Origin of the sequence: Kiloniella laminariae (assembly GCF_027214005.1) — a bacterium.
Lineage (GTDB): Bacteria > Pseudomonadota > Alphaproteobacteria > Kiloniellales > Kiloniellaceae > Kiloniella > Kiloniella laminariae_A.
The window spans coordinates 607,396-628,136 of record NZ_JAPWGY010000002.1 but is presented as its reverse complement, the minus strand read 5'-3'; the positions used below and the strand labels follow the sequence as shown (position 1 = coordinate 628,136).

Here is a 20,741-nt window from a genome sequence, read left to right as displayed (position 1 = left end):
CGTGTTATCTTTGCAGGGAGCGGAGCTTGTCTTTCAGGCCGATATAGAGAAAACCCAACCTTAAGATCTGGTTTTTAAGAAAGGGGCTGTCGGGTATCGACCATTGCGGGACCGAGGCGAGAAGATCAAATTTTTCTGCAGTACCCGAGACAAGATCAGCCATCAGTTTTCCGCCCAAAGCACCCAGTGCAAGGCCGTGTCCGGTATAACCCTGGGCATAGAAGATATTTGGTGCCAACCTGCCAAAATCGGGTAAATGGCTAAAGGTATTACAGAAGGTTCCTCCCCAGGAATAATCGATGCTGGTCTGAGCAAGCTGCGGATATATTTTCAACATGTGGGCCCGCACTATTTTGTCGATCCCTTTGGGATGGCGACCCGGCAGGCCAAGCCCTCCGCCAAATATCAAGCGATTATCAGGGGTGAGGCGGTAATAATAGACCTGGTTGTGAGAGTCCCACAGGCAGCTTCTGTTCCTGATGATATTCTCTGCAAGGTGATCTGGCAGCGGGGCGGTGGTCAGCTGAAAGTTTTCGGCAGGCAGAATTTTACGTGCCATGGTTCTATTCAAGGAGCCGAGGTAACCATTGCAGCCAAGTATAACGAAGCTGGCTTTTACTGACCCGTGAGCGGTCTTCACCCGGGCAGGATCAGTCCTTTGAATATCCAGCACAGCAGATTTTTCATATATTCTGACACCGGCTTTGAGACAGATCCTGGCATAACCGAGCGCAAGGTTCAGGGGGTGGAGGTGGCCTGCTGTCGGGTCGTAGAGGGCCCCAGCATAGGCGGTTGATCCACTGATATCTCGAATTTCCTCCTGTTCCAGCAACTGGTAGTGAGAATAACCATAATCGCCGCTAACGATAGCTGCATGTTCCCGGTGATAGGAAAAATCGCCTTTTGTGACCGCGCATCCCATGTTCCCGGGGGTATAGTCGCAGTCAATCTGGTGTTCCCGGATCAGTTCTTTCACCAGAAATTTGGCATCCTCGGCGATATCCCACAGGGCGCGGGCGCGTTCTTTGCCATATTTACGGATCAGATCAGGCTGGAGCACAGTGTGGGCGCTCCCCAGTTGGCCACCATTCCTTCCGGATGCCCCCCAGGCGATACGATTACTTTCCAGCAAGACAACGCTGTAGCCCTTTTGGGCGAGATGAAGCGCGGCTGACAAACCGGTATAGCCTGCCCCGATAATGCAGACATCACAGCTGAGATCTTCGGTTAAAGGTGGCTGAAAAGGCAGTTCATTTGCTGTCGCATGGTAATAGGACTGGGGATAATCCATCGTTTTATCGGACAAAAGCATGGCAAATTTCACCTGGTGCATTGAAATGAAATCGAGCTGAGGATGGCAGATCAATCTCTGATTTTGTCGATATTATATTATTTTATATGAGCGCTCAAAATAAATATATTGTTGCAAAACAAACTCTGGAGCTGCCTTTGAAAAAAATAGGCAGATACATAAAGAAGCCCGGGCACTTTCGCATCCGGGCTTCTTTATTTGGCGTGATAAATCAGGAAATCAGCTGTTGGCTTGCAGATAGGCAATCAGATCTTCGATCTGTTCAGCTTTTTTCAGACCACCAAAGGACATTTTTGTCCCTGGCATAAAATCCTTTGGCTTGGTCAAGAACTCTGTAAGAGCTTCTTCTGTCCAGGTCACCCCGGATTCCGTCATGGCATCAGAATACTTGAATCCTTCAGCTGCTGCGGCGGCTTTGCCGATAATACCAAACAGATTTGGGCCGATCTTGTTTTTCCCGTCAGCTTCAATGGTGTGACAGGATTTACATTTTTTGAATACCTTTTCCCCTGCAGCGGCATCGCCAGCCTGGGCTGTGCCAAGGCCAAGGGCAATTCCGGCTGTCAGTCCAAAAGCCATCAGGGCAATTTTTTTCATAAGAACTCTCTCCTGAGCAGTTAGTTTAGTGTGTCCCGGCAAGGGGGTGTCTGTCTGACAAAACCCGATAATCCTTTGACGGTATCAAAGTTTCGTTAAGAAAACTGTCTTGAAGCAGTCTAGTTCCGATTACCACCTTGCGAATTGATTTTGCGCAATACTAGGCGTTTTTCAGGGTTTGTGTGCGGGAAAATAAAAACCGCGCTGTCTTGTCGCATCATTTATCCGGCAAAAGGTGGGAGAGAAGAAAGTTCTTGATAGCTGTCGAGGATATAGTCCGGGCCGAGAGCCCGGGCAGCTTCTGTTCCATATCCCTGGGTGAAGAGGATCGAGGGAATCCCCGCGTTGCGGGCGGCAAGGACGTCGTTCTTGCCATCGCCCAGCATGATGGCCTGTTGCGGATCAGCATCCATTTCCTTCAGCAGGCAAAGAATATGATCACCGTCAGGTTTTTTGACCGGGTAGCTGTCGCCACCGACTGCTTTTTCGAACAGGGGTTCGAGATCAAAGAGGCTTAATAGCTGTCTGGTTGGGGCAAAAGGTTTGTTGGTACAGATCGCCAGCCGCCATCCCTTATGCTTTAAAGCCTGAAGCTGTTCTGTCACGTGAGGATAGAGAACCGTGCCGACGGCCAGATGGTCGTTGTAGATCGAGAGAAACTCTTTGACCTTTATCGTCAGGGCGTCTTCAGAGAGTTTGTCTCCTGTTGCGGCGTAGCCTCGCTCTACCAGTTTGGTTGCTCCGTCGCCGATCATGTTCTTTACTTCCGCAAGATCCGGTTCGCGCCGTCCATCCTGACGCAGGAGCAGGCAAAGGGTGAGCGCAAGGTCGGGGGCACTGTCGATCAGTGTGCCATCAAGATCACACACCAGAATACTCCGTTTTTTTTCGGATGGCGGTATCTTTGGCGCGTGCGTTTCTGGCAATTGTGTCATGTGAAGCCTGGCAGTTGTTCGTTCGTAAGGGGTCGGCAACGCTACCCAGCGGATGACCTGGTGGCAAGGGGCTAACAAAGGGAGCTGTAATAATTGGAAATATTGTGTAACAGGCCGAAACAAAAGGTGATTTGAGATGGAGAAACCCGCATGGCATTTTCAATCCGCAATAATCTCGCCTGATTTTCTCTCTATGATGTCTAGTAGTTGTTGATTGCAGGCACGGCAGCAGGTAATCACAGAGAAGATTTCACGAATAGTGACACTGAGGACCAATGAGCGCTCGCAAACTCGCCGTTATTGTTCTGGCTGCCGGCCAGGGCACCCGCATGAAATCAAAGTTGCCAAAAGTCCTGCACGGACTGGCCGGGAAATCGATGCTCGCGCATGTGCTTTCCGGGGTCGAGCAACTGTCACCTGATCAGGTCGTTGTCGTTGTCGGCCCTGATGCACCAGCCGTTGAAAAGGCCGCTGCGCCACACCGGGTTGTTGTCCAGCATGATCGCTTGGGAACAGGGCATGCCGTGAGGGAAGCCTTTTCGGCGCTTGCAGGATTTTGCGATGCTGGCGATCAGGCCGATATACTGGTGATTTTCGGGGATACGCCGCTGATCCGCAGTGCGACCTTTGAAAAAATGGTCGCCCGGCGTCGCGCAGCTGACGGGCCGGTGTTGTTGGGGCTGGCGTTTCGTCCGAAAGATGCGGGACGCTATGGCCGGGTCAGACTTGATGCGCAGGGCCGGGTTGCAGGTATTGTTGAATTTGCCGATGCGTCGGATGCTGAAAAGGCCATTGATCTTTGTAACGCCGGAATTTTGCTGGGCGATGGGCCGACCGTCTGTCGCCTGATCCATCAGCTCGACAATAACAATGCCCAGGGGGAGTATTATCTCCCGGTTATTTTTGATTTCGCCTATGCCGAAGGTCTGGATACCCGCGCGGTGGAAGCCAGTGAAGAAGAAGTGATGGGGGTGAACTCCCGCCAGGAGCTGGCCGCCGCCGAACAGGTTCTGCAGCAGCGTCTGCGGAATGAGGCCATGGCGCAGGGGGTGACACTGATTGATCCGGCCTCGACCTGGCTTTCGACAGATACAGTGTTTGGTCGGGATATCATTATTGAACCTTCCGTCTTTATCGGACCGGGAGTGACCATTGCCGATGATGTGACCCTCAAGGCTTTTTCTCATATCGAGGGGGCGAATATTGCTGAAGGAGCCGTGATCGGCCCCTATGCCCGGTTGCGTCCGGGAACCGAGATCAAGGCCGGGGGCAAGGTTGGCAACTTTGTCGAAACCAAGAATGCCGTGCTGGGTGAAGGGGCCAAGGTCAACCATCTCAGCTATATCGGCGATGCGGAAATCGGGGCCCGGGCCAATATCGGTGCGGGGACCATTACCTGCAATTACGACGGCTATAACAAGTGGAAAACCGTGATTGGCGAAGAGGCTTTTATCGGGTCGAACACGGCGCTGGTTGCGCCTGTCACCGTCGGGGCGGGGGCCATTGTCGGGGCCGGGAGCACGCTGACCAAAGCCGTTGAGAAAGATGCCATTGCCGTGGTCCGGGGACGACTGGTTGAAAAGGCCGGCGGCGGTGCCTCTTTCCGGGCCGGGCGCCAGAAGATCAAAGACCAGAAGACAGCAGAACAAAACGCAGAGAAAAAGGGTTAGACAACAATGTGTGGCATTATCGGCATTATCGGAACCAAACCTGTTGTCCCTCTGCTGCTGGACGGTTTGAAGCGGCTGGAATACCGCGGCTATGATTCTGCGGGTATTGCCACGCTGGTGGATGGCGGGTTGGAACGCCGCCGCGCCCAGGGCAAGCTGGTCAATCTGGAAAAGCGGGTTGAAGCCGAACCTCTGGGTGGCATGACCGGGATCGGCCACACCCGCTGGGCCACCCATGGCCGCCCCAATGAAATCAACGCCCATCCCCATGCCAGTGATCTGGTGTCGCTGGTCCACAACGGCATCATCGAGAACTTTCAGGAACTGCGGGCCGAACTGGATGCCAAGGGCCAGACTTTCCAGACCGAAACCGATACCGAAGTCGTGGTCTATCTGATCACGCACTATCTGCGCGATGGTCTGTCACCGGAAGAAGCGGTGCAGACAACCCTGAAGCGCCTTGAAGGGGCCTTTGCCCTGGCGATTGTCTTTGCCGGACGCGAAGACCTGATGATCGGCGCCCGCCGTGGCAGCCCGCTGGCTGTCGGCTATGGCGATGGCGAGATGTATCTTGGCTCGGATGCCCTGTCGCTGTCACACCTGACCAACCGGATCTGCTATCTGGAAGAAGGTGACTGGGTGGTGCTGGACAACAACGGTGCCTCCATTCGCGATCTGGACGGCAACCTGCTGAACCGCGAAGTGGTGCAGACAGCGGTATCCGGTGCCATGATCGGCAAGGGCCAGTATCGTCACTTTATGATGAAGGAAATCTTTGAACAGCCCGCCGTGATCGGCGATACGCTGCATGCGATGTTCAACCCTCTGGCGCGGACGATCCAGCTGCCGGAATTCCCTTTTGATCTTGCCGATATTTCCCGTCTGACCATTGTCGGCTGTGGCACCGCGTCGCTGGCCGGGATGGTGGCCAAATACTGGATGGAGCAGGAAGCGCGACAGCTGGTCGAGGTCGATATCGCCTCGGAATTCCGTTACCGCGAAGCGCCGCTGCCGGAAAAAGGCGTCAGCCTGTTTATTTCCCAGTCGGGCGAGACCATCGATACCCTGGCTGCCCTGCGTTATGCCAAGTCACAGGGGCAGAAGATTGTCTCCATCGTCAACGTGCCGGAATCAACCATCGCCCGTGAATCCGATATGGTCTTGCAGACCCTGGCCGGGCCGGAAATCGGTGTGGCTTCGACCAAGGCCTTTACCACCCAGCTGACTGTGCTGGCCTGTCTGGCAATCGGTATTGGCCGGGCCAAGGGCACGATCTCGCCGGAACGCGAAGCCGAACTTTCCACCGCCCTGACCGAAATCCCGGCGCGGATTGCCGAGCTTCTCAATGCCGATGAGACCATTCGCCGGATTGCTGTCGATGTCAGTGAGGCGCGGGATGTGCTTTATCTGGGCCGGGGCAATCTCTATCCCATGGCGATGGAAGGGGCGCTCAAGCTCAAGGAAATCAGCTATATTCACGCCGAAGGTTATGCCGCAGGCGAGATGAAACACGGCCCGATTGCCCTGATCGATGAAAACGTACCGGTGATTGCCTGTGCTCCAAGCGGGCCTTTGATGGAAAAAACCATCTCCAACCTGCAGGAAGTCGCCGCCCGCGGCGGCCAGATCATCCTGTTGTCGGACAAGGAAGGCCTGAAACGGGCCGGATCAATCGCCAAACACAGCGTCGAGCTGCCCCGGGTTGATCCCTTTGTCGCCCCGATCCTCTACGCCCTGCCAATCCAGCTGCTGGCCTATCACACCGCTGTGCTGAAGGGAACGGATGTGGATCAGCCTAGGAACCTTGCCAAATCTGTGACTGTTGAGTAATTTCTCTGTATGGTTGTGGTTTTGCAGGGATTTTACATATGAAAATGTTAGGCAATGCTATCATTCGGATGAGGCTTTCAATTTGTGTTGTTATTTTACTCTCATTCTTAAGTGGATGTGATGAAAATTGGGATGAGGGTGGTGTTCTTTTAGGTAATGAAATTCCGACTTATGCCCTTAATTACATTCAAGAGCATGATATATTGGCCACAGAAGAGAAATTGATCGCCTTTTATGATGTGACGATTGTACTCGACGCAACAGAAGCCGCTCTATTAACAGATAAGCGGGTCATATATCATAAAGATAATAAAAATAGCGATATCAGATATAGTGATATTCTAAATGTTAAACATTCAGAAGAGAGTTGGACCGGTGATGTATTTATCATTCAATCGAAGGAAGGTGATTGGATGAAGATTGAAATAGCGCCGTTTAATGGTGGTAGTGTTTTTAAAGAAGTGCTCATGGGGCAGCTACCATCTTAGTAGCATAGTCTGTATTACATGAACTTAATCATTCGAAGCGAAGCATTTTCGGCTCTTAACATAGTAGACAAATATAAGCTTATTCCAATCAATGAAAAGACGTCGCGCTGTTAGAGCGGTCATGCTCTCGCCGGACAAAAGGATATTGTTGGCGAAGATGCAGTATGCCCATCGCGTGCCTCTGTGGTTAACACCCGGAGGCGGCCTTGAGGGGGAAGAGGATCCCGTTCATGCCTTGCGTCGGGAATTGAACGAAGAGATCTTTGTTTCGGATTGGAAAATCGGTCCTGCTGTCTGGACCAGAGAGCATTGCCTGATTTTTAAGGGCAGTGAAATCTGCGTTAATGAAATCTTCTATTTGATTGAAGCCGCGAAATTTGTTCCCCCGCAGGCGATGCCTGATGAAAATGAAAACCAGAACTTCCAGGGCTATCACTGGTGGAGCATTGCGGAAATCATTGGGTCGGATGAAGTCTTTGTTCCTGAAAAGATTGGGTTTTATCTGCCTGATCTAATTGAAGGCGTTATTCCAGATAAACCCGTTGAGGTCGGCGTGTAAATTTTGGTGACCTATTAAATTTGCGGGTGAAATTTTCTCGTGATGATACCAATTCTGACTGTCAGAGTTGCAGCTACCGAAATCTCAACACGGGTTGTTGATGTTTCTGCTGGCCTGTCACGCCGTGGTTCTGAAAGAGCAAATGTGGATCAGTCCGGCAGCGAGGTTTGTGAGAAAAGTGAGTGTGCACAAGGGTGAGCGGAGTGATTCCTTCTACTGCTCACTCCCCTGTTGAGGGAGAAAAGCGATAACTAATCTGGCTGTCTCAGGAGTTTAGGTGAATTTTCAGATTTTCCCTTCCTTGTTTATCTTCTTGATGACCAGGTCGCCCAAGAAATTGAGGAGAGAAGTAGTGAGATGCCTACAATGGAGGGAGAAAATGAGAAAAGTATATATTCTTGAGCATGTACAGGAGTTTGATGAGTATAGAGAGATTGTTAAAACACTTGGTGTTTTTGAAAATGAAGAAAAAGCAAGAAAAGCAATAGCCAAATTAAAGTCAATGCCAGAATTTACTGGCAGTGAGGATGGCTTTTCAATTTCTTGTACAATTGTTGATAATACCGGTTGGTTGGAAGGGTACGGGGAAGGATAATTAAGTTTTCAGAGAAGGGTAGTTGAGTATGTCTGGGATAAGGGGAGGTATGAATAAAATTTATATGCTTTTTCATTCCTGGTATCCTGAGGAGGGTTACAAGAGTGTCAAAATAGTTGGTATTTATGATACGATGAGTGAGCTGGAAAAAAACCTTGCCTTGCTGAAAACAAAACCTGGCTTTTGTGATGCAATAGATGGGTTCTATATAAAAGAATATGAATTAAACCAAATTGTAATGGATGAGGGTTCGTTACAGCTTTAATTGGATATGTTTGAACTCACATCATATTTTGGGCTTTTCACACAGCAGTTCTGGCAAGCCCTGAGATCTTGATCAAACAGCCCCTGATTCACCTGTTGTGAGTCATTGAGACTTGCATAAATTCATACGAAAAATCAAATAGTATAGGTTTTGTTTAGTGCCCGTTTCTTATCTATAGCGCATTTCTAAATATGGTTTGTATTGATCTGGTGCCAAGCTGATCAAGTTAATGATACGTTCTTCATCTCTGGCAAATTTTCCAATAAGCATCTCTACAAAGTAATATTGCACTCCAAGATCTAATGCTAGTTTTTCTCTATTGTTTGCTAATAAGGTGCAGATTTCCTCATATTGGAAATGATCCGCTATATACATAGCTAAGAACTCATAGGCAGAAATATGAAATTCTTGTTCAATAGCTCCATCAAGACCGTCTATATCAGCAAGAATTTGATCTATTTGTTTGCGGGTTAATAATTTCACCGATAGCAGGCAATCGACGAAATGTACAAGAATGTCAGAAGATGAACGCGTCATTTAAGTTCTCAATCTAATTTTTACGTTTTGTATCTGCATTAATTGACACAGGTAACCTTGATTTCTTCGGGGTCATTTTGATGAAAGTTGAATCGAGAAATATATGGCAGGATGGTCGTAAAATAAAGCTTCATGCGGTTTTAGAGGAACTGTCCGAAAATTTCTCCTGTGACAGCTATCTTTGGTCCTTGTTGTATTTTGATGGCAAGGGGTCGCCACCAGCCAACTTATCGGTGCCCGATTTGGAGGATGTCGTTCGCAGCAATCCCAAGGGATATCTATTCAGCTGGGCTGAGGTGTGTGATTTTGCGGCAACTCTTTATGATACGAATGACTGTCTGATAGTTGCAGTAAAAGAAGAGGCCAGTTTGGTAAAAGCAGAACTGGATAAAGATGATTTTTCCAGATGTGAAATTGTGATCGATTATCATGATTCCACTATTCTGACCTTATTGATGAAAGACGAAGCAACATTGCCTGAGAGTTCTGTATAGCTTCTGCAAGATTGTCCGCCTTTATCTTAAACGTGACCACGCTTATCCTGTGAAAATACCGGGCGGGCCTAGTCCTGTTTCCGCCCATAAACTCCCGACATGATTTTTTAAAAATCACCTCAGAAAAACGTTTGCGCAAACGTTTTTCTGAGGTATTGTTGAGGCATAAACCGCTAAAGAATAAGCGGGTGGGAGAGAGCATGAAAAAAACCGCCTTGTTGAACGGGCCGCTGTCGGCGCTTATCGCGCAGCTGGGCCACGGAGAAGAGATCTGTATCAGTGATGCAGGGCTTCCCATTCCCGAGACTGTCACCAGAATCGATTTGGCGCTTACCCGCGGGATACCTTCGTTTCTTGATGTTCTTGACGCGATATCCAGCGAGATGATGGTGGAAAAAGCCCTGGTTGCAGAAGAGCTTTCTGTCAACAGCAGTGCACTGCACAGTGCGATCAACGAGCGGATCAACCGGCTGGAAACGGCCCAGGGAAACTGGATTTCGTTACAGACAGTCTGCCATGAAAAATTCAAGCTCCGCAGTGCCAGTTGCCGGGCGGTGGTGCGGACAGGGGAATGTACGCCCTATGCAAATATTATCCTGACTGCCGGCGTCGATTTTTAGCGAGGGTGCATGAGCGAACTGTTGCGCCTTGAGGCTGTATCCAAGTCGTTTTCCGGAAACAGGGTTCTGGACGAGGTCAGCTTTTCGCTGTTCCGCGGATCGGTTCTGGCCCTGGCCGGGGAGAACGGGGCGGGAAAATCGACCCTGATGAAGGTGATTACGGGGCTTTATACCTGTGAGGCCGGGCAAGTGCTTTATCGCGGGGACATCGTGTCTTTTGATAATCCCCGCCATGCGATGGATGCGGGGATTGCGATCATCCACCAGGAACTCAATCTCTTGCCCAATCTCAGCGTTACCGAGAATATTTTCCTCGGACGGGAATTGCGCAACGGTTTTGGCCTGCTGAGGTCAGCCGAGATGATTGCTGCAACCGAAACCCTGTTGGCCAAACTCAAACAGACAATAGATCCAAAGGCGCTGGTCGGCAGTCTTTCGCTGGCGCAGCAACAGATGGTGGAAATCGCCAAGGCTTTGAGCTTTGAAGCCGAAGTTATCATTATGGATGAGCCCACCGACGCGCTGAGCGATGTGGAAACCAGGGTTTTGTTCGAGGTGGTGGCGAACCTGAAGCTGCAGGGCAAAGGCCTGATCTTTATCTCTCATCGGCTGGAGGAGATATTTGAGCTGTGTGACCAGGTGGCGATCCTGCGCGATGGCAAGATGGTCCATGTTGGCCCCACCCGTGAAATCAACGAACAAGAACTGATCCGTCATATGGTCGGCCGCGAACTGTCGGACCGTTATCCCTATGCCGCGGTGCCAAAGGGGGATCTGCGCCTGCAGGCAGAAGGGCTCTGCGCGCCGGGGATCAGCGACATCAGCTTTGATGCCCACGCTGGCGAGGTCATCGGTTTCAGCGGCCTGATCGGGGCCGGGCGAACCGAGCTGGCGCACGCGCTTTACGGGGTGGCAGAATTGTTTGCGGGACGGATCATGGTTGAGGGGGCAGAACGTCGCCTGACCTCGCCCCAGGATGGCGTTGCTGCGGGAATTGCCTATGTCAGTGAAGACCGCAAAGGCGAAGGCCTGATCCAGATACACAGCCTGAAAAGCAATATGACCCTGGGGACAGTCAGGAAGTTTTGCTCTGCTCTCGGTCTGCTTGATCTTGCAAAAGAAAGCCGGGCGGTCGAGCAGTTTGTTGATGCCTTTGCCATCAAGGCAAGTGGTCACGATATGCCCGTTCAACAGATGAGCGGTGGCAATCAGCAAAAGGTTTCCCTGGCCAAGTCCCTGATGGCCGAACCGCGGATCCTGATTCTGGATGAGCCAACCCGCGGTGTGGATGTCGGGGCCAAGCGGGAAATCTATGCGCAAATACAGAGTTTGAAAGAAAAAGGCCTGTGCATTCTTTTGATGTCGTCCGATTTGCCAGAAGTGCTGGGGATCAGCGACCGGGTGCTGGTGCTTTCCAGAGGACGGCTGACGGCCAGCTTTACCCGGGAAGAAGCCAGTCAGGAAAAAATCATGCAGGCGGCAATTGCCTGATCTGAGGCAATAAGACAACTGGACAAGACAACTGGAACAGAGTGATGTCATTTAAAAAAGTACTCATAGACAACAAGTCGCTGATCGCTCTGCTTTTACTGATGGGCGCAGTGTCACTTTACAGTCCGAACTTCTTGACGGTTGATAACCTGCTGAACGTGCTGCGTCAGACTTCGATCAACGCGATCATTGCCCTGGGGATTACCTATGTGATTCTCACCGCGGGGATTGATCTGTCGGTGGGGTCAGTCCTGGCCTTGTCAGGTGCGGTCTGTGCCAGCCTGCTGGCGGCGGATACGCCTTTGATTGTGGCCTTTATGGCAACGCTGTTTGTCGGTGGTATGCTGGGCGCGGCCAATGGGGTTGTCATTTCCTTTTTCGGCGTGCAGCCCTTTATTGCGACCCTGGTCGGCATGACCATGTTGCGCGGTGCGACACTGGTGTTCACGGACGGACGCCCGATCTCCACCGGGGATTTTGAGGTCGCGGAAGCCTTTTATCAGCTGGGCGGGGGCTATGTCGCCGGTATTCCGGTGCCGATCCTGCTGGCTGCGGCGGTTTTCGGGGTCGGATGGCTGGTGCTCAACCGGACAGCTTTTGGCCGCTATGTCTATGCCATCGGGGGCAATGAGCAGGTCACCCTGATTGCCGGGATCAATGTGCGCCGGGTCAAGATTGTTGTCTATATGCTCTCTGGTGCTATGGCGGCGCTCGCCGGGATGATCCTGACAGCGCGGCTGGAATCTGCCCAGCCCACAGCCGGACTTGGCTATGAACTGGATGCAATTGCCGCGGTAGTGCTGGGGGGAACCTCGCTTATGGGCGGGCGTGGAACCCTGATCGGAACCCTGATCGGGGCCCTGATTATCGGTGTGTTGAACAATGCCCTCAATCTTATGGATGTCTCTTCCTATTACCAGCAGATCGCCAAGGGGGGGGTGATCTTGCTGGCTGTGGTTGTGGACAGCCGTGTCAAATCCCGATGACGTTCAAGTAAAATCAAAAGCCTGAAAGGTATGGTGCCTTGAAAGGTTGCTCTAACAGGAGGAAAATAAATGCGGAAAATTATCGTTTCACTTTCATCCCTTGCGCTGCTGGCCAGCTCGTTCACTATGGCCAAGGCGGAAGACACGCTGGCGCTGGTGATCTCGACCCTGAACAATCCGTTTTTTGTCACACTAAAGGAAGGTGCAGAAGCCAAGGCATCTGAGCTGGGATATAAACTGGTTGTACTTGATTCACAGAATGACCCGGCAAAAGAGCTGGCAAATGTCGAGGACGTGCTGAACAAGGATGTCAAGGTCCTGATGATCAATCCGACCGATTCAGATGCGGTCAAAAGCGCGATCAAGGCGGCGAACAGAAAGAATATCCCTGTTGTGACGCTGGACCGTGGCGCATCCGGAGGCGAGGTGGTCTCTCATGTTGCCTCTGACAACATCCTTGGCGGGACCATGGCGGGTGAGCTGATTGCCCAGACGCTGGGCGGCAAGGGCAAACTTGTTGAACTGCAGGGTGTGCCGGGAACATCTGCGGCGCGCGATCGGGGCGAAGGATTTAACAAGGCGGTACAGGCTGCTGCCGGTCTGGAAATCATTGCCGTGCAGCCCGCGGACTTTGACCGGACCAAAGGTCTGAACGTGATGGAGAATATTCTTCAGTCCCAGTCGGAAATCACGGCTGTCTTTGCCCACAACGATGAAATGGCGCTGGGTGCGATCAAGGCAATCCAGGCAGCAAAACGCGATATTCTGGTGGTTGGTTTTGACGGTACCGATGATGGTGTGGTTGCCGTACAGGATGGGTCGATGCTGGCAACAGTTGCCCAGCAGGCTGGATTGATCGGGGAAATCGGGGTCGAGACGGCCGCCAAAATTTTGAAAGGCGAAACGGTTGAAGCCTATACACCAGTGGCTTTAAAGCTTATTACAAAATAAATCTGAATCTGCTGCGCAGGAGTCTTGTCTGGCTCCTGCGCAGTTTTTATTTCTCTTCGGGAATTTACAGTATCCAATGACGGTCAGTATCAAGGATGTGGCATGTGAAGCGGGGGTTTCTGTCTCGACGGTTTCACACGTCCTGAACAAAACCCGCTATGTCGCGCCGGAGACCTCTGACCGGGTTGTTGCAGCTGTGAAATTACTGGGTTATCAGCCCAGCTCGCTGGCCCGGGCATTGAAAACCAACAAGACAAAAACGCTGGGGATGCTGGTTTCCAATTCGACCAACCCGTTTTTTGCCGATGTGGTCCGGGGCGTGGAAGAAGGCTGCTATACCCAGGGCTATAGCCTTATTCTCTGTAACTGTGATGACAAGGCCGAACGTCAGCTGGCCTATCTGAATAACCTTTCCATGCGCCGGATTGATGCACTGGTGGTCATGACCACCCATGGGGACCCTGATTTCGATCGGGCGCTGGATCGGAAATCCGAGTTGCCGATGGTGGTGCTCGATGCCAAACCAGCAGAGAATATCTGTGTTGTTGGCGATAATTCGGTGCTCGGCGGGCGTCTGGCAACAGAGTTTCTGCTGGGGCGTGGTTTCCGCCGCATTGCCATTCTGTCAGGTCCCGAGCAACATCCGCGTTCCCAGGAACGGCGTCAGGGTTTTGAGGCGGCAATGCTGGCGGCGCAATGCCCGGTCAATCCTGACTGGTGTCTCTCGGGAAGTCTGGATGCCGCCGGAGGCTATCGCGCCATGAGCAAACTTCTGGAGCGCTTCGGGGCAACCGGGCTGCCTGAAGCGGTTTTTGCCTTCAATGATCTTATGGCCCTTGGTGCGATCAGAGCCTTGGGCGAAAGAGGACTGACTGTCCCGACTGATATCTCGCTTATCGGGTATGATGATATTGATCTTGCCCCCTATCTGACCCCGGCTTTGACAACGATCCGCCAGCCGGGCTTTGAGCTGGGGAGCCGTGCGGCTATGGTCCTTATTTCCCGACTGGAGCAGGGAACAGCCCTGCCAGCTTGCCTGAGCCTAAATCCGGAACTGGTTATCCGGGAATCTGTCGGGCAGATTTAGCAGCCGCTGGGCTGTCCGTCCGGAACACTTCTGCCTTTAGTGATCCCATGACTATCCAGTGTTTATCCCGTGATTAACAAGCCGTGTGCTTGAGCCGTAATAACAGCGGCTGGTGATCAGAAGCCGAAGTTTCTTCCTGTACTGTGATCTGTTCAAGTAAATCAACGAGCTCAGAAGATACAAAAAAGAAATCCCGGCAATGTGGCCCTTCTGGCCATTGCACCTGGTCATAAATGCCACAGGTTGCTGAATGAGGTTCCTTTGGGCGCAACCTGGTCCAGCAGTCCAGATATCCCCCGGAATGTTGTATCTGCTGCCTGTGGGTTTTCTGATCCTCAGGTGGAACGAGAATGTTGTAAACCTGATCGCCGGGAGCCGAGTTGAAGTCCCCACAGAGCAGGCTGCGTTCCGGGCGTGGGACCGCCGCATAAGGTCCGGAAGCCGGTGCATGGTCTGCATAGTTTCTGTTGCTGTTGTTTTCCTGCTGGATCTCAATCAAACGGGCGGCTTGTGCCTGTCGTTGCAAGGCGGAATGATATTCAAGATGGGTGGTCGTTACGCTGAGGGGGCCATCGGGTAAAGACACAACAACTTCAAGAGCCTGTCGAGGCATGTGTTTACACAGAATTTCAGGGTTGGGCTGTGGCAGCTGGTGCCTAAAGACCTGAAGCAGAGGTCGCCTGGACAAGATCAAGTTGCCGAATTCGGACCTTTTGTTCGTGTTGGCTAGCTTGCGGCTGATGGCTGGACCGAAGACGGGGCTGTGTTCCGGGAAAAGCTGTGCCAGGACTTCCACCTGATCTTCTCCCCTGCCGTTATCAAGCTCGGGATCAAAGCGCGCAACTTCTTGCAAGCAGATGACATCTGCATCGCTCATGCCTTTGATTACGTCTGCTATTCGGGGCAAGTCTACCTTGTTATCGGTCCCGCGCCCGCACTGGATATTCCAGGTTATGAAATCTGTCACTTGATACCTGCATGCATGAAGGACTGTACGAACTGGCGCTGGAACAGCAAAAAGGCGACCAGCAATGGAGCAACAGCGAGCAGGGTTCCGGCGGTGATGATCGACCAGTCAACACCAGATTCCGGGGCGCCGAATATCGCCAGCCCGACGGTCAGTGGCCGGGTGGTAACGGAGTTGGTGATGACCAAAGGCCACAGGAAGTTATTCCAATGATAACTTACGGATACCAGGCCAAAGGCAACATAGGTTGGACGGGCAAGGGGAACATAGACCTTCCAGAGGATTTGAAAAGGGCCACAGCCTTCGACCTTGGCGGCTTCTTCGAGCTCTTTGGGGATGGTTTTGAAAGTCTGACGAAGAAGGAAAATACCAAAGGCACTGGCCATATAAGGCAGGCCGATGCCGACGATGCTATCTACCAGACCGATTTGGCTCATCGTGACGTAGTTTTCGACGATCAGAACCTCGGGCATGATCATGAGCTGGAGCAATACCAGTCCAAAGGCCAGGGACTTTCCGGGAAACTCAAAGCGGGCAAATGCGTAGGCTGCCAGAGTGCAAAGGATGAACTGAGCACAAAGAATGATACTGACCAGAATAAAGGTGTTCAGAAAGTAACGGGCAAAGGGTGCACGGGACCAGGCTTCGCGAAAGTTATCCAGTGTGAGGGGGGCGAAAAGGTCGAAACGGGTGGCGTATTCTGAAGGATGAAACGCACTCCAGAATGCATAGATCAGCGGCAACATCCAAATCAATGCCAGCAGATAGGCTGCACCATTTTCCAGTTGAAGGGCTATCGTTTCTTTTATGTTTGAGCTTCTCACTGGTAATGCACCTTCTTATCGAGGAAGACAAACTGACTGATGGCGATTACGGCCAAAGCTATCAACAGAACAACCGTCAGGGTCGAGGCATAGGCTTGATCGAGGAAGCTAAAGGCTACTTCGTAAATGTAATACAGCAGAAGAGAGCTGGAATTATCGGGGCCACCCTTCGTCAGGATAAATAGTTGATCGACGAGTTTGAAAGAGTTGATAATTGCGTTAATCAAAACAAACAGTGTGGTGGGCATGAGCAGCGGGAAGATGACCCGTCGGAAATAGTACCAGCGGCCCGCGCCTTCCAGTTTTGCGGCCTCTTCCAGTTCAGGAGAGAGAGTTTGCAACGCTGCGAGGTAGAAAATCATAAAGAATCCGGCTTCTTTCCAGATCGTGATTATGATGATGCAACCAAGAACCGTGTCAGGATCCCCGAGCCAGTTATGGCCCGATATACCAAAAACGCCAGCAACCTGATCGATCAGGCCAATGTCCGGGGTGTAAAAAAACAGCCAGATATTAGCGACGGCAATCATGGGCAAAATGGTTGGCGTAAAATAACTCATGCGTGCCAGGGACTTAAATGGCAATTTGCCGTTCACCCAGAGCGCCATCACCATAGCAAGGCCGATGGAAATGGGGATGGTCGTTGCCGCATATATGATGTTGTTGCCGACGACCTTCCAGAAGACTTCGTCGGTGAGAAGGTATTCATAATTTTCCAGGCCGACAAAACGGGAGGGTTTGATGGCATTTCCCTGAGAAAAAAAGCTTTTCGCCAGAGTGGCAATGGTTGGGTAATAAGTGAATGCGATCAGAAATACTGCCGCAGGCATCAAGAGCAACCAGCCATGGATATGGGACTGTGAAGGTCGTCGGATCATCGCTGCTTGGCTCCTGTAGCTCTGATATCGGAAGCGGGTAACCCGGGTCAACCTGTCAAAGGTCGCCCGGGTTGTTGCCTGGATTAACGATAGTTTTTCAACAAACGATCAGCCTGTTTTTGAGCGCTGTCCAAGGCTTCAGCCGGAGTTTTGTCACCAATCAGAACCGATTGGATGGCATCATCGAGAAGCTTTCTTACCCGTCCGTTCTGAAAGGTGGAGAGCTCTGCTGTTGCAAACTCAAGCTGGTCACGAGCTACGGCTGCGGGCGGGAAGTCCTTGACGTATTGTGTGAGTTCTGGTGTGGCATAGGCATCAGGACCTGTGCCGAGATAGCCAGTACCGATGCTCCATTCTGCTGTGCGTTCAGGTTCAGTCAGGAAACGGATCAGCTTAATGGCAGCTTTACGTTCTTCGGGTGAGCTTTTTTCGAAGATATAGAAGTTACCACCGCCTGTAGGTGTTCCGCGGCGCTTTTGGGCAGGCAGCATGGCTACACCAAAGTCAAATGAAGCATCATTTTTTACCGCTGTTAGATTCCCTGTGGAATGCCACATCATAGCGGTTTTCCCCTCGAGAAAGTTTTGGCGCAGAGTTGCCCACTCGATGGTGCCACTGGGCATTATCCCATGTTTGTTTCCAAGGTCCTGCCAGTATTGCAAAGCTTCGATGGTTGCCGGGGCGTTAAAATAGGTTTCGTTGCCCTCACTATTCATCAGTGTCTGACCATTCTGCATCGCCAGAGCGCCAAACATCCAATAAGGATAGCCTGTCGAGGGAATCATGGCGCCCCATTGTTCGACAGTGTCGCCATTTTTTTTGGTCAGTTTTTTGCCAGCTTCCACCAGTTCATCCCAGGTCGCGGGTGGGTTTTCCGGATCAAGACCAGCTTCCCGGAAAGCATCCTTGTTGTAATACATCACAATAGTGGAACGTTGGAACGGAATGCCCCAGGTCTTGCCTTGTGTTTTCCCGTTTTCCATCAGGGCCGGATAAAAACTGTTGAGCCAGGCTTTTTCTTCTTCAGTTTCAACAACATCGTCATATGGGACAATGGCGCCTTGTTCAATCAGTTCATAAATGTCGATTGAAAACATGACAGATGTTTGAGCGGGTTCGCCGCTTTGCAAAGCGGCCAATGCCTTGATGCGGGCGTCGTTGTAATTGCCGGCATAGATCGCATTGACATTGATGTCAGGATTGGCTTTTTCAAAATCCTCCACCATGCCATCGACAACTTTGGTCAAGGGGCCGCCAACTGCGACGGGATAGTACATTGTCAGATCTACTGCCGATGCTGATGAGGCCATGCCAAGGCCCAAAGCAGCGGCGAGTGTCCATTTTCCTGCGTGGTGTTTCAGTTTTGTAAGCATGGTTAGCTCCCATTGTGAAGGAGGAAAATTCCGTCTGTGGCTTTCCTCTTGTTCCCGAACCGCAATAGCATCGGTGCCGGGTCTTGTCGTAGGCGTGTCGTGGTTCTAAAAATCGGTTGCTTTGATCGTGTCATTCCTTTTTCCGCTGGAAGGATCGAAGAGATGAACATCTTCTTTTTGCCATTGAAGCCGAGCATTGTAAGGCTCCGGAACACTGACTCTGCCAGGGGTTCTTACCTGTAATTCCTGGGTGCCAATACGGGCAGTGATGACAGTGTCTGCGCCGAGGTAATCGGCAGAGATAAGACGGGCGGGAATGCCCCCTGCATCTACAATACGGATGTTTTCCGGCCGAATGCCGAGGATTGCCGAGCTTGTCGGTTCAGCAAGAAGAGGGGGAAGCGTTCCCATCTTTGTAATATCAAGGAGGTTCATTGGCGGTGTGCCGATAAAGGCAGCAGCAAAAGTGGTTGCAGGTTTATTGTATAGTTCGTCCGGTGTGCCCTCTTGCTCGATCTGACCTTTTTTTATCAGGATAACCTTGTCCGCCATGCTCATGGCTTCGGCCTGATCGTGGGTAACGTAGACCACGGTCATTTTCAGGCGTTGTTGCAAGGCGCGAATCTCGATCCGCATATCATGGCGCAGTTTGGCATCGAGGTTCGAGAGTGGTTCATCCATCAGACAAATCGGGTTCTCAGCGATAAAGGCGCGTGCCAGAGCTACCCTTTGTCTTTGTCCGCCAGATAATTGAGCTGGCTTTCGTAAGAGAAGCTCTGCCAAACCAACCAGTTCAGCCACTCGGGCCAAACGTTGTTCCTGTTCGGCGATTGGAATTTTTCTGACTTTCAGGCCAAAGAGGATGTTTTCTTTGACATTGAGGTGCGGGAACAGGGCATAGGACTGAAATACCATGGAGAGATTGCGCTGTGCTGGTCGCGCGGTTGTCATGTCAGTATCGCCGATCAGGAGCTTTCCTTCACTGACATCCTCCAGACCTGAAATCATACGCAGGGTGGTTGACTTTCCACAGCCCGAGGGACCCAGCAAGACTGCGAAGGTTCCTTGCTCAACCTTGAAGCTTACATCCGTGACGGCGAAGGAGTCGCCCCAGCGTTTGCTGATATTACATAGCTCAATGGCTGACATATGACGGAAGCCTTCCCTGATGTTTTATGCCGCTCTGCCCCAGCAACCGCTTGCAACTAGACTGACGCTGGAACAGTTCGATGTGTCTTGTTTATCGTTAAGGTGTGTATGTTTTATGACACTAATGTAAACAAACTTACATTTTGTGATATAAAAATTCCATCTCTTTTTAAGAATGCTAGAGGAACTTGGTTTTAACGGGTAGATAAAGATCTTATCTGGAAGTCGAATCCGTTGCGACAAAAAGAGAGGTTCCAGCCTTTTCGATCGCTTCTACAATTTCTGACGGGGGTGTCTGGTCTGTAAAAATACCATCTACTTCTGAAGCATGGGCAAAGGGCATCATTGCGTCGTTATTGAATTTGGAATGATCCCCGGCGGCAAATTTACAACGAGATATTTCCAAGGCGGCGCGAGACGCCTGCGCATCGCGATAGTCATAATCCAGCAACTGGCCATCATCGGTGATTGAACCGATTCCGAAGATGCCATAACCGACACGAAATTTTCGGAGAAATTCGGCGGTGGTTTCCCCTGTTATCGCCCGGTCCCGGTTCCTGACCAGACCGCCGGAAAGGATGATCTCAAAATCCGTATTTTCGCAAAGGATTGAAACAACACCGATATGATTGGTGAGGACACGCAAGCCTTCGTGATGAATGAGCGCTTCAGCAACAGCTTCCATTGTGGTGCCGATATCGATAAACAAGGACGCACCGTTGGGAATTTTTGCGGCGATAGCTTGGCCTATCAGTGCTTTTTCCCGGGCATTTCGAACTTTGCGGTTGGAATAGGAAAGGCGGTCTATTCCAGGCGGGAGACCAGCCCCGCCATAATGGCGCTGGACAAGATTTTTTTCGTTAAGATAGATGATGTCCCGGCGAATTGTTTGCTGAGAAACGCCAAACTTCTCAGCCATCATTTCCAGGGAAGCATACCCTCGCTCTCGTACCAGAGTGATAATTTGATCCTGACGACCATTGATACCCAGGCGTTTTTGATCTGTCACAGGTTTCTCTCGAGCAGGGGGGAAGACTGATTTACGAAATTACTCAGGTCAGTTTAATTATAGACATCATAAATGTAAATCTTCTTACATTTATTTTGCAATCATGTAGACCTGCTTCAAGGTA

General features: G+C 51.2%; 22 protein-coding genes. 12 read left to right on the top strand and 10 right to left on the bottom strand.

Annotation, left to right across the window (positions count from 1 at the left end):
• Positions 1–4: 4 nt before the first annotated feature.
• The 3 genes from O4H49_RS07690 to gph all read right to left on the bottom strand — a co-directional run bounded on the left by O4H49_RS07690 (position 5) and on the right by gph (position 2,778).
• Positions 5–1,312 (bottom strand): NAD(P)/FAD-dependent oxidoreductase, encoded by a 1,308-nt coding sequence (locus O4H49_RS07690; protein ID WP_269422844.1) that lies wholly within the window; start codon positions 1,310–1,312, stop codon positions 5–7.
• A gap of 219 nt (positions 1,313–1,531) precedes the next feature.
• Positions 1,532–1,909, bottom strand: coding sequence for a c-type cytochrome (locus O4H49_RS07685; protein ID WP_269422843.1), 378 nt, complete (start codon positions 1,907–1,909; stop codon positions 1,532–1,534).
• Positions 1,910–2,130: 221 nt separating this feature from the next.
• Positions 2,131–2,778, bottom strand: a complete 648-nt coding sequence (gene gph / locus O4H49_RS07680; protein ID WP_269422842.1) for a phosphoglycolate phosphatase — start codon at positions 2,776–2,778, stop codon at positions 2,131–2,133.
• 341 nt (positions 2,779–3,119) lie between these two features.
• On the opposite strand from gph, the gene glmU reads away from it, so the two are divergent.
• The 6 genes from glmU to O4H49_RS07650 all read left to right on the top strand — a co-directional run bounded on the left by glmU (position 3,120) and on the right by O4H49_RS07650 (position 8,251).
• Positions 3,120–4,514 (top strand): bifunctional UDP-N-acetylglucosamine diphosphorylase/glucosamine-1-phosphate N-acetyltransferase GlmU, encoded by a 1,395-nt coding sequence (glmU, locus tag O4H49_RS07675; RefSeq protein ID WP_269422841.1) that lies wholly within the window; start codon positions 3,120–3,122, stop codon positions 4,512–4,514.
• Positions 4,515–4,520: 6 nt separating this feature from the next.
• Positions 4,521–6,344, top strand: a complete 1,824-nt coding sequence (glmS, locus tag O4H49_RS07670) for a glutamine--fructose-6-phosphate transaminase (isomerizing) (RefSeq protein ID WP_269422840.1) — start codon at positions 4,521–4,523, stop codon at positions 6,342–6,344.
• Between the two features lie 38 nt (positions 6,345–6,382).
• Positions 6,383–6,832 carry a hypothetical protein gene (locus O4H49_RS07665; protein WP_269422839.1) on the top strand — a complete coding sequence of 150 codons (450 nt, stop codon included), beginning with the start codon at positions 6,383–6,385 and terminating at the stop codon, positions 6,830–6,832.
• A gap of 91 nt (positions 6,833–6,923) precedes the next feature.
• Complete coding sequence (locus O4H49_RS07660; protein ID WP_269422837.1) at positions 6,924–7,391, top strand: NUDIX domain-containing protein; 468 nt, start codon at positions 6,924–6,926, stop codon at positions 7,389–7,391.
• Positions 7,392–7,770: 379 nt separating this feature from the next.
• Positions 7,771–7,986, top strand: a complete 216-nt coding sequence (locus O4H49_RS07655) for a DUF7336 domain-containing protein (RefSeq protein WP_269422836.1) — start codon at positions 7,771–7,773, stop codon at positions 7,984–7,986.
• A 49-nt stretch (positions 7,987–8,035) separates the two neighbouring features.
• Entirely contained in the window at positions 8,036–8,251 is a 216-nt protein-coding gene (locus tag O4H49_RS07650) for a DUF7336 domain-containing protein (protein ID WP_269422835.1), read from the top strand.
• Between the two features lie 168 nt (positions 8,252–8,419).
• On the opposite strand, the gene O4H49_RS07645 is transcribed toward O4H49_RS07650, so the two are convergent.
• Positions 8,420–8,788, bottom strand: a complete 369-nt coding sequence (locus O4H49_RS07645) for a hypothetical protein (RefSeq protein ID WP_269422834.1) — start codon at positions 8,786–8,788, stop codon at positions 8,420–8,422.
• 80 nt (positions 8,789–8,868) lie between these two features.
• On the opposite strand from O4H49_RS07645, the gene O4H49_RS07640 reads away from it, so the two are divergent.
• From O4H49_RS07640 to O4H49_RS07615, 6 genes are all read left to right on the top strand, one after another.
• On the top strand, positions 8,869–9,282 hold the full coding sequence (locus O4H49_RS07640) for a hypothetical protein (RefSeq protein WP_269422833.1): 414 nt from the start codon (positions 8,869–8,871) through the stop codon (positions 9,280–9,282).
• A 200-nt stretch (positions 9,283–9,482) separates the two neighbouring features.
• Positions 9,483–9,902, top strand: a complete 420-nt coding sequence (rbsD, locus tag O4H49_RS07635; RefSeq protein ID WP_269422832.1) for a D-ribose pyranase — start codon at positions 9,483–9,485, stop codon at positions 9,900–9,902.
• 9 nt (positions 9,903–9,911) lie between these two features.
• A complete protein-coding gene (locus O4H49_RS07630; RefSeq protein WP_269422831.1) occupies positions 9,912–11,393 on the top strand; it encodes a sugar ABC transporter ATP-binding protein in 1,482 nt (493 codons plus the stop codon).
• 41 nt (positions 11,394–11,434) lie between these two features.
• Positions 11,435–12,379, top strand: coding sequence for a ribose ABC transporter permease (gene rbsC, locus O4H49_RS07625; protein WP_269422830.1), 945 nt, complete (start codon positions 11,435–11,437; stop codon positions 12,377–12,379).
• 69 nt (positions 12,380–12,448) lie between these two features.
• A complete protein-coding gene (gene rbsB, locus O4H49_RS07620) occupies positions 12,449–13,330 on the top strand; it encodes a ribose ABC transporter substrate-binding protein RbsB (protein ID WP_269422829.1) in 882 nt (293 codons plus the stop codon).
• Between the two features lie 76 nt (positions 13,331–13,406).
• Positions 13,407–14,417: a LacI family DNA-binding transcriptional regulator gene (locus O4H49_RS07615; RefSeq protein WP_269422828.1), complete on the top strand. Its 1,011-nt coding sequence runs from the start codon at positions 13,407–13,409 to the stop codon at positions 14,415–14,417.
• A gap of 73 nt (positions 14,418–14,490) precedes the next feature.
• Here the strand turns inward: O4H49_RS07615 and O4H49_RS07610 are convergent, their stop codons facing one another.
• From O4H49_RS07610 to O4H49_RS07585, 6 genes are all read right to left on the bottom strand, one after another.
• Positions 14,491–15,384 (bottom strand): endonuclease/exonuclease/phosphatase family protein, encoded by an 894-nt coding sequence (locus tag O4H49_RS07610; RefSeq protein WP_269422827.1) that lies wholly within the window; start codon positions 15,382–15,384, stop codon positions 14,491–14,493.
• The gene (locus tag O4H49_RS07605; RefSeq protein WP_269422826.1) at positions 15,381–16,208 is read right to left on the bottom strand and encodes a carbohydrate ABC transporter permease; all 828 of its coding nucleotides are present in this window, start codon (positions 16,206–16,208) and stop codon (positions 15,381–15,383) included. Before O4H49_RS07605 ends, O4H49_RS07610 begins: the two co-directional genes overlap by 4 nt.
• The gene (locus tag O4H49_RS07600) at positions 16,205–17,086 is read right to left on the bottom strand and encodes a carbohydrate ABC transporter permease (protein ID WP_269422825.1); all 882 of its coding nucleotides are present in this window, start codon (positions 17,084–17,086) and stop codon (positions 16,205–16,207) included. Before O4H49_RS07600 ends, O4H49_RS07605 begins: the two co-directional genes overlap by 4 nt.
• A gap of 83 nt (positions 17,087–17,169) precedes the next feature.
• A complete protein-coding gene (locus O4H49_RS07595; protein WP_269422824.1) occupies positions 17,170–18,459 on the bottom strand; it encodes an ABC transporter substrate-binding protein in 1,290 nt (429 codons plus the stop codon).
• A gap of 105 nt (positions 18,460–18,564) precedes the next feature.
• A complete protein-coding gene (locus O4H49_RS07590; protein ID WP_269422823.1) occupies positions 18,565–19,608 on the bottom strand; it encodes an ABC transporter ATP-binding protein in 1,044 nt (347 codons plus the stop codon).
• 214 nt (positions 19,609–19,822) lie between these two features.
• Positions 19,823–20,617 (bottom strand): DeoR/GlpR family DNA-binding transcription regulator, encoded by a 795-nt coding sequence (locus tag O4H49_RS07585; protein ID WP_269422822.1) that lies wholly within the window; start codon positions 20,615–20,617, stop codon positions 19,823–19,825.
• Positions 20,618–20,741: the final 124 nt, after the last annotated feature.

Coding starts and splice junctions, on each gene's coding strand:
- O4H49_RS07615 (WP_269422828.1), top strand. CDS start 13,407: ATGACGGTCAGTATCAAGGATGTGGCATGTGAAGCGGGGGTTTCTGTC.
- O4H49_RS07655 (WP_269422836.1), top strand. CDS start 7,771: ATGAGAAAAGTATATATTCTTGAGCATGTACAGGAGTTTGATGAGTAT.
- O4H49_RS07650 (WP_269422835.1), top strand. CDS start 8,036: ATGAATAAAATTTATATGCTTTTTCATTCCTGGTATCCTGAGGAGGGT.
- O4H49_RS07630 (WP_269422831.1), top strand. CDS start 9,912: ATGAGCGAACTGTTGCGCCTTGAGGCTGTATCCAAGTCGTTTTCCGGA.
- O4H49_RS07645 (WP_269422834.1), bottom strand. CDS start 8,788: ATGACGCGTTCATCTTCTGACATTCTTGTACATTTCGTCGATTGCCTG.
- O4H49_RS07640 (WP_269422833.1), top strand. CDS start 8,869: ATGAAAGTTGAATCGAGAAATATATGGCAGGATGGTCGTAAAATAAAG.
- glmU (WP_269422841.1), top strand. CDS start 3,120: ATGAGCGCTCGCAAACTCGCCGTTATTGTTCTGGCTGCCGGCCAGGGC.
- O4H49_RS07600 (WP_269422825.1), bottom strand. CDS start 17,086: ATGATCCGACGACCTTCACAGTCCCATATCCATGGCTGGTTGCTCTTG.
- O4H49_RS07685 (WP_269422843.1), bottom strand. CDS start 1,909: ATGAAAAAAATTGCCCTGATGGCTTTTGGACTGACAGCCGGAATTGCC.
- O4H49_RS07690 (WP_269422844.1), bottom strand. CDS start 1,312: ATGCTTTTGTCCGATAAAACGATGGATTATCCCCAGTCCTATTACCAT.
- O4H49_RS07665 (WP_269422839.1), top strand. CDS start 6,383: ATGAAAATGTTAGGCAATGCTATCATTCGGATGAGGCTTTCAATTTGT.
- glmS (WP_269422840.1), top strand. CDS start 4,521: ATGTGTGGCATTATCGGCATTATCGGAACCAAACCTGTTGTCCCTCTG.
- O4H49_RS07590 (WP_269422823.1), bottom strand. CDS start 19,608: ATGTCAGCCATTGAGCTATGTAATATCAGCAAACGCTGGGGCGACTCC.
- O4H49_RS07660 (WP_269422837.1), top strand. CDS start 6,924: ATGAAAAGACGTCGCGCTGTTAGAGCGGTCATGCTCTCGCCGGACAAA.
- rbsB (WP_269422829.1), top strand. CDS start 12,449: ATGCGGAAAATTATCGTTTCACTTTCATCCCTTGCGCTGCTGGCCAGC.
- rbsD (WP_269422832.1), top strand. CDS start 9,483: ATGAAAAAAACCGCCTTGTTGAACGGGCCGCTGTCGGCGCTTATCGCG.
- O4H49_RS07595 (WP_269422824.1), bottom strand. CDS start 18,459: ATGCTTACAAAACTGAAACACCACGCAGGAAAATGGACACTCGCCGCT.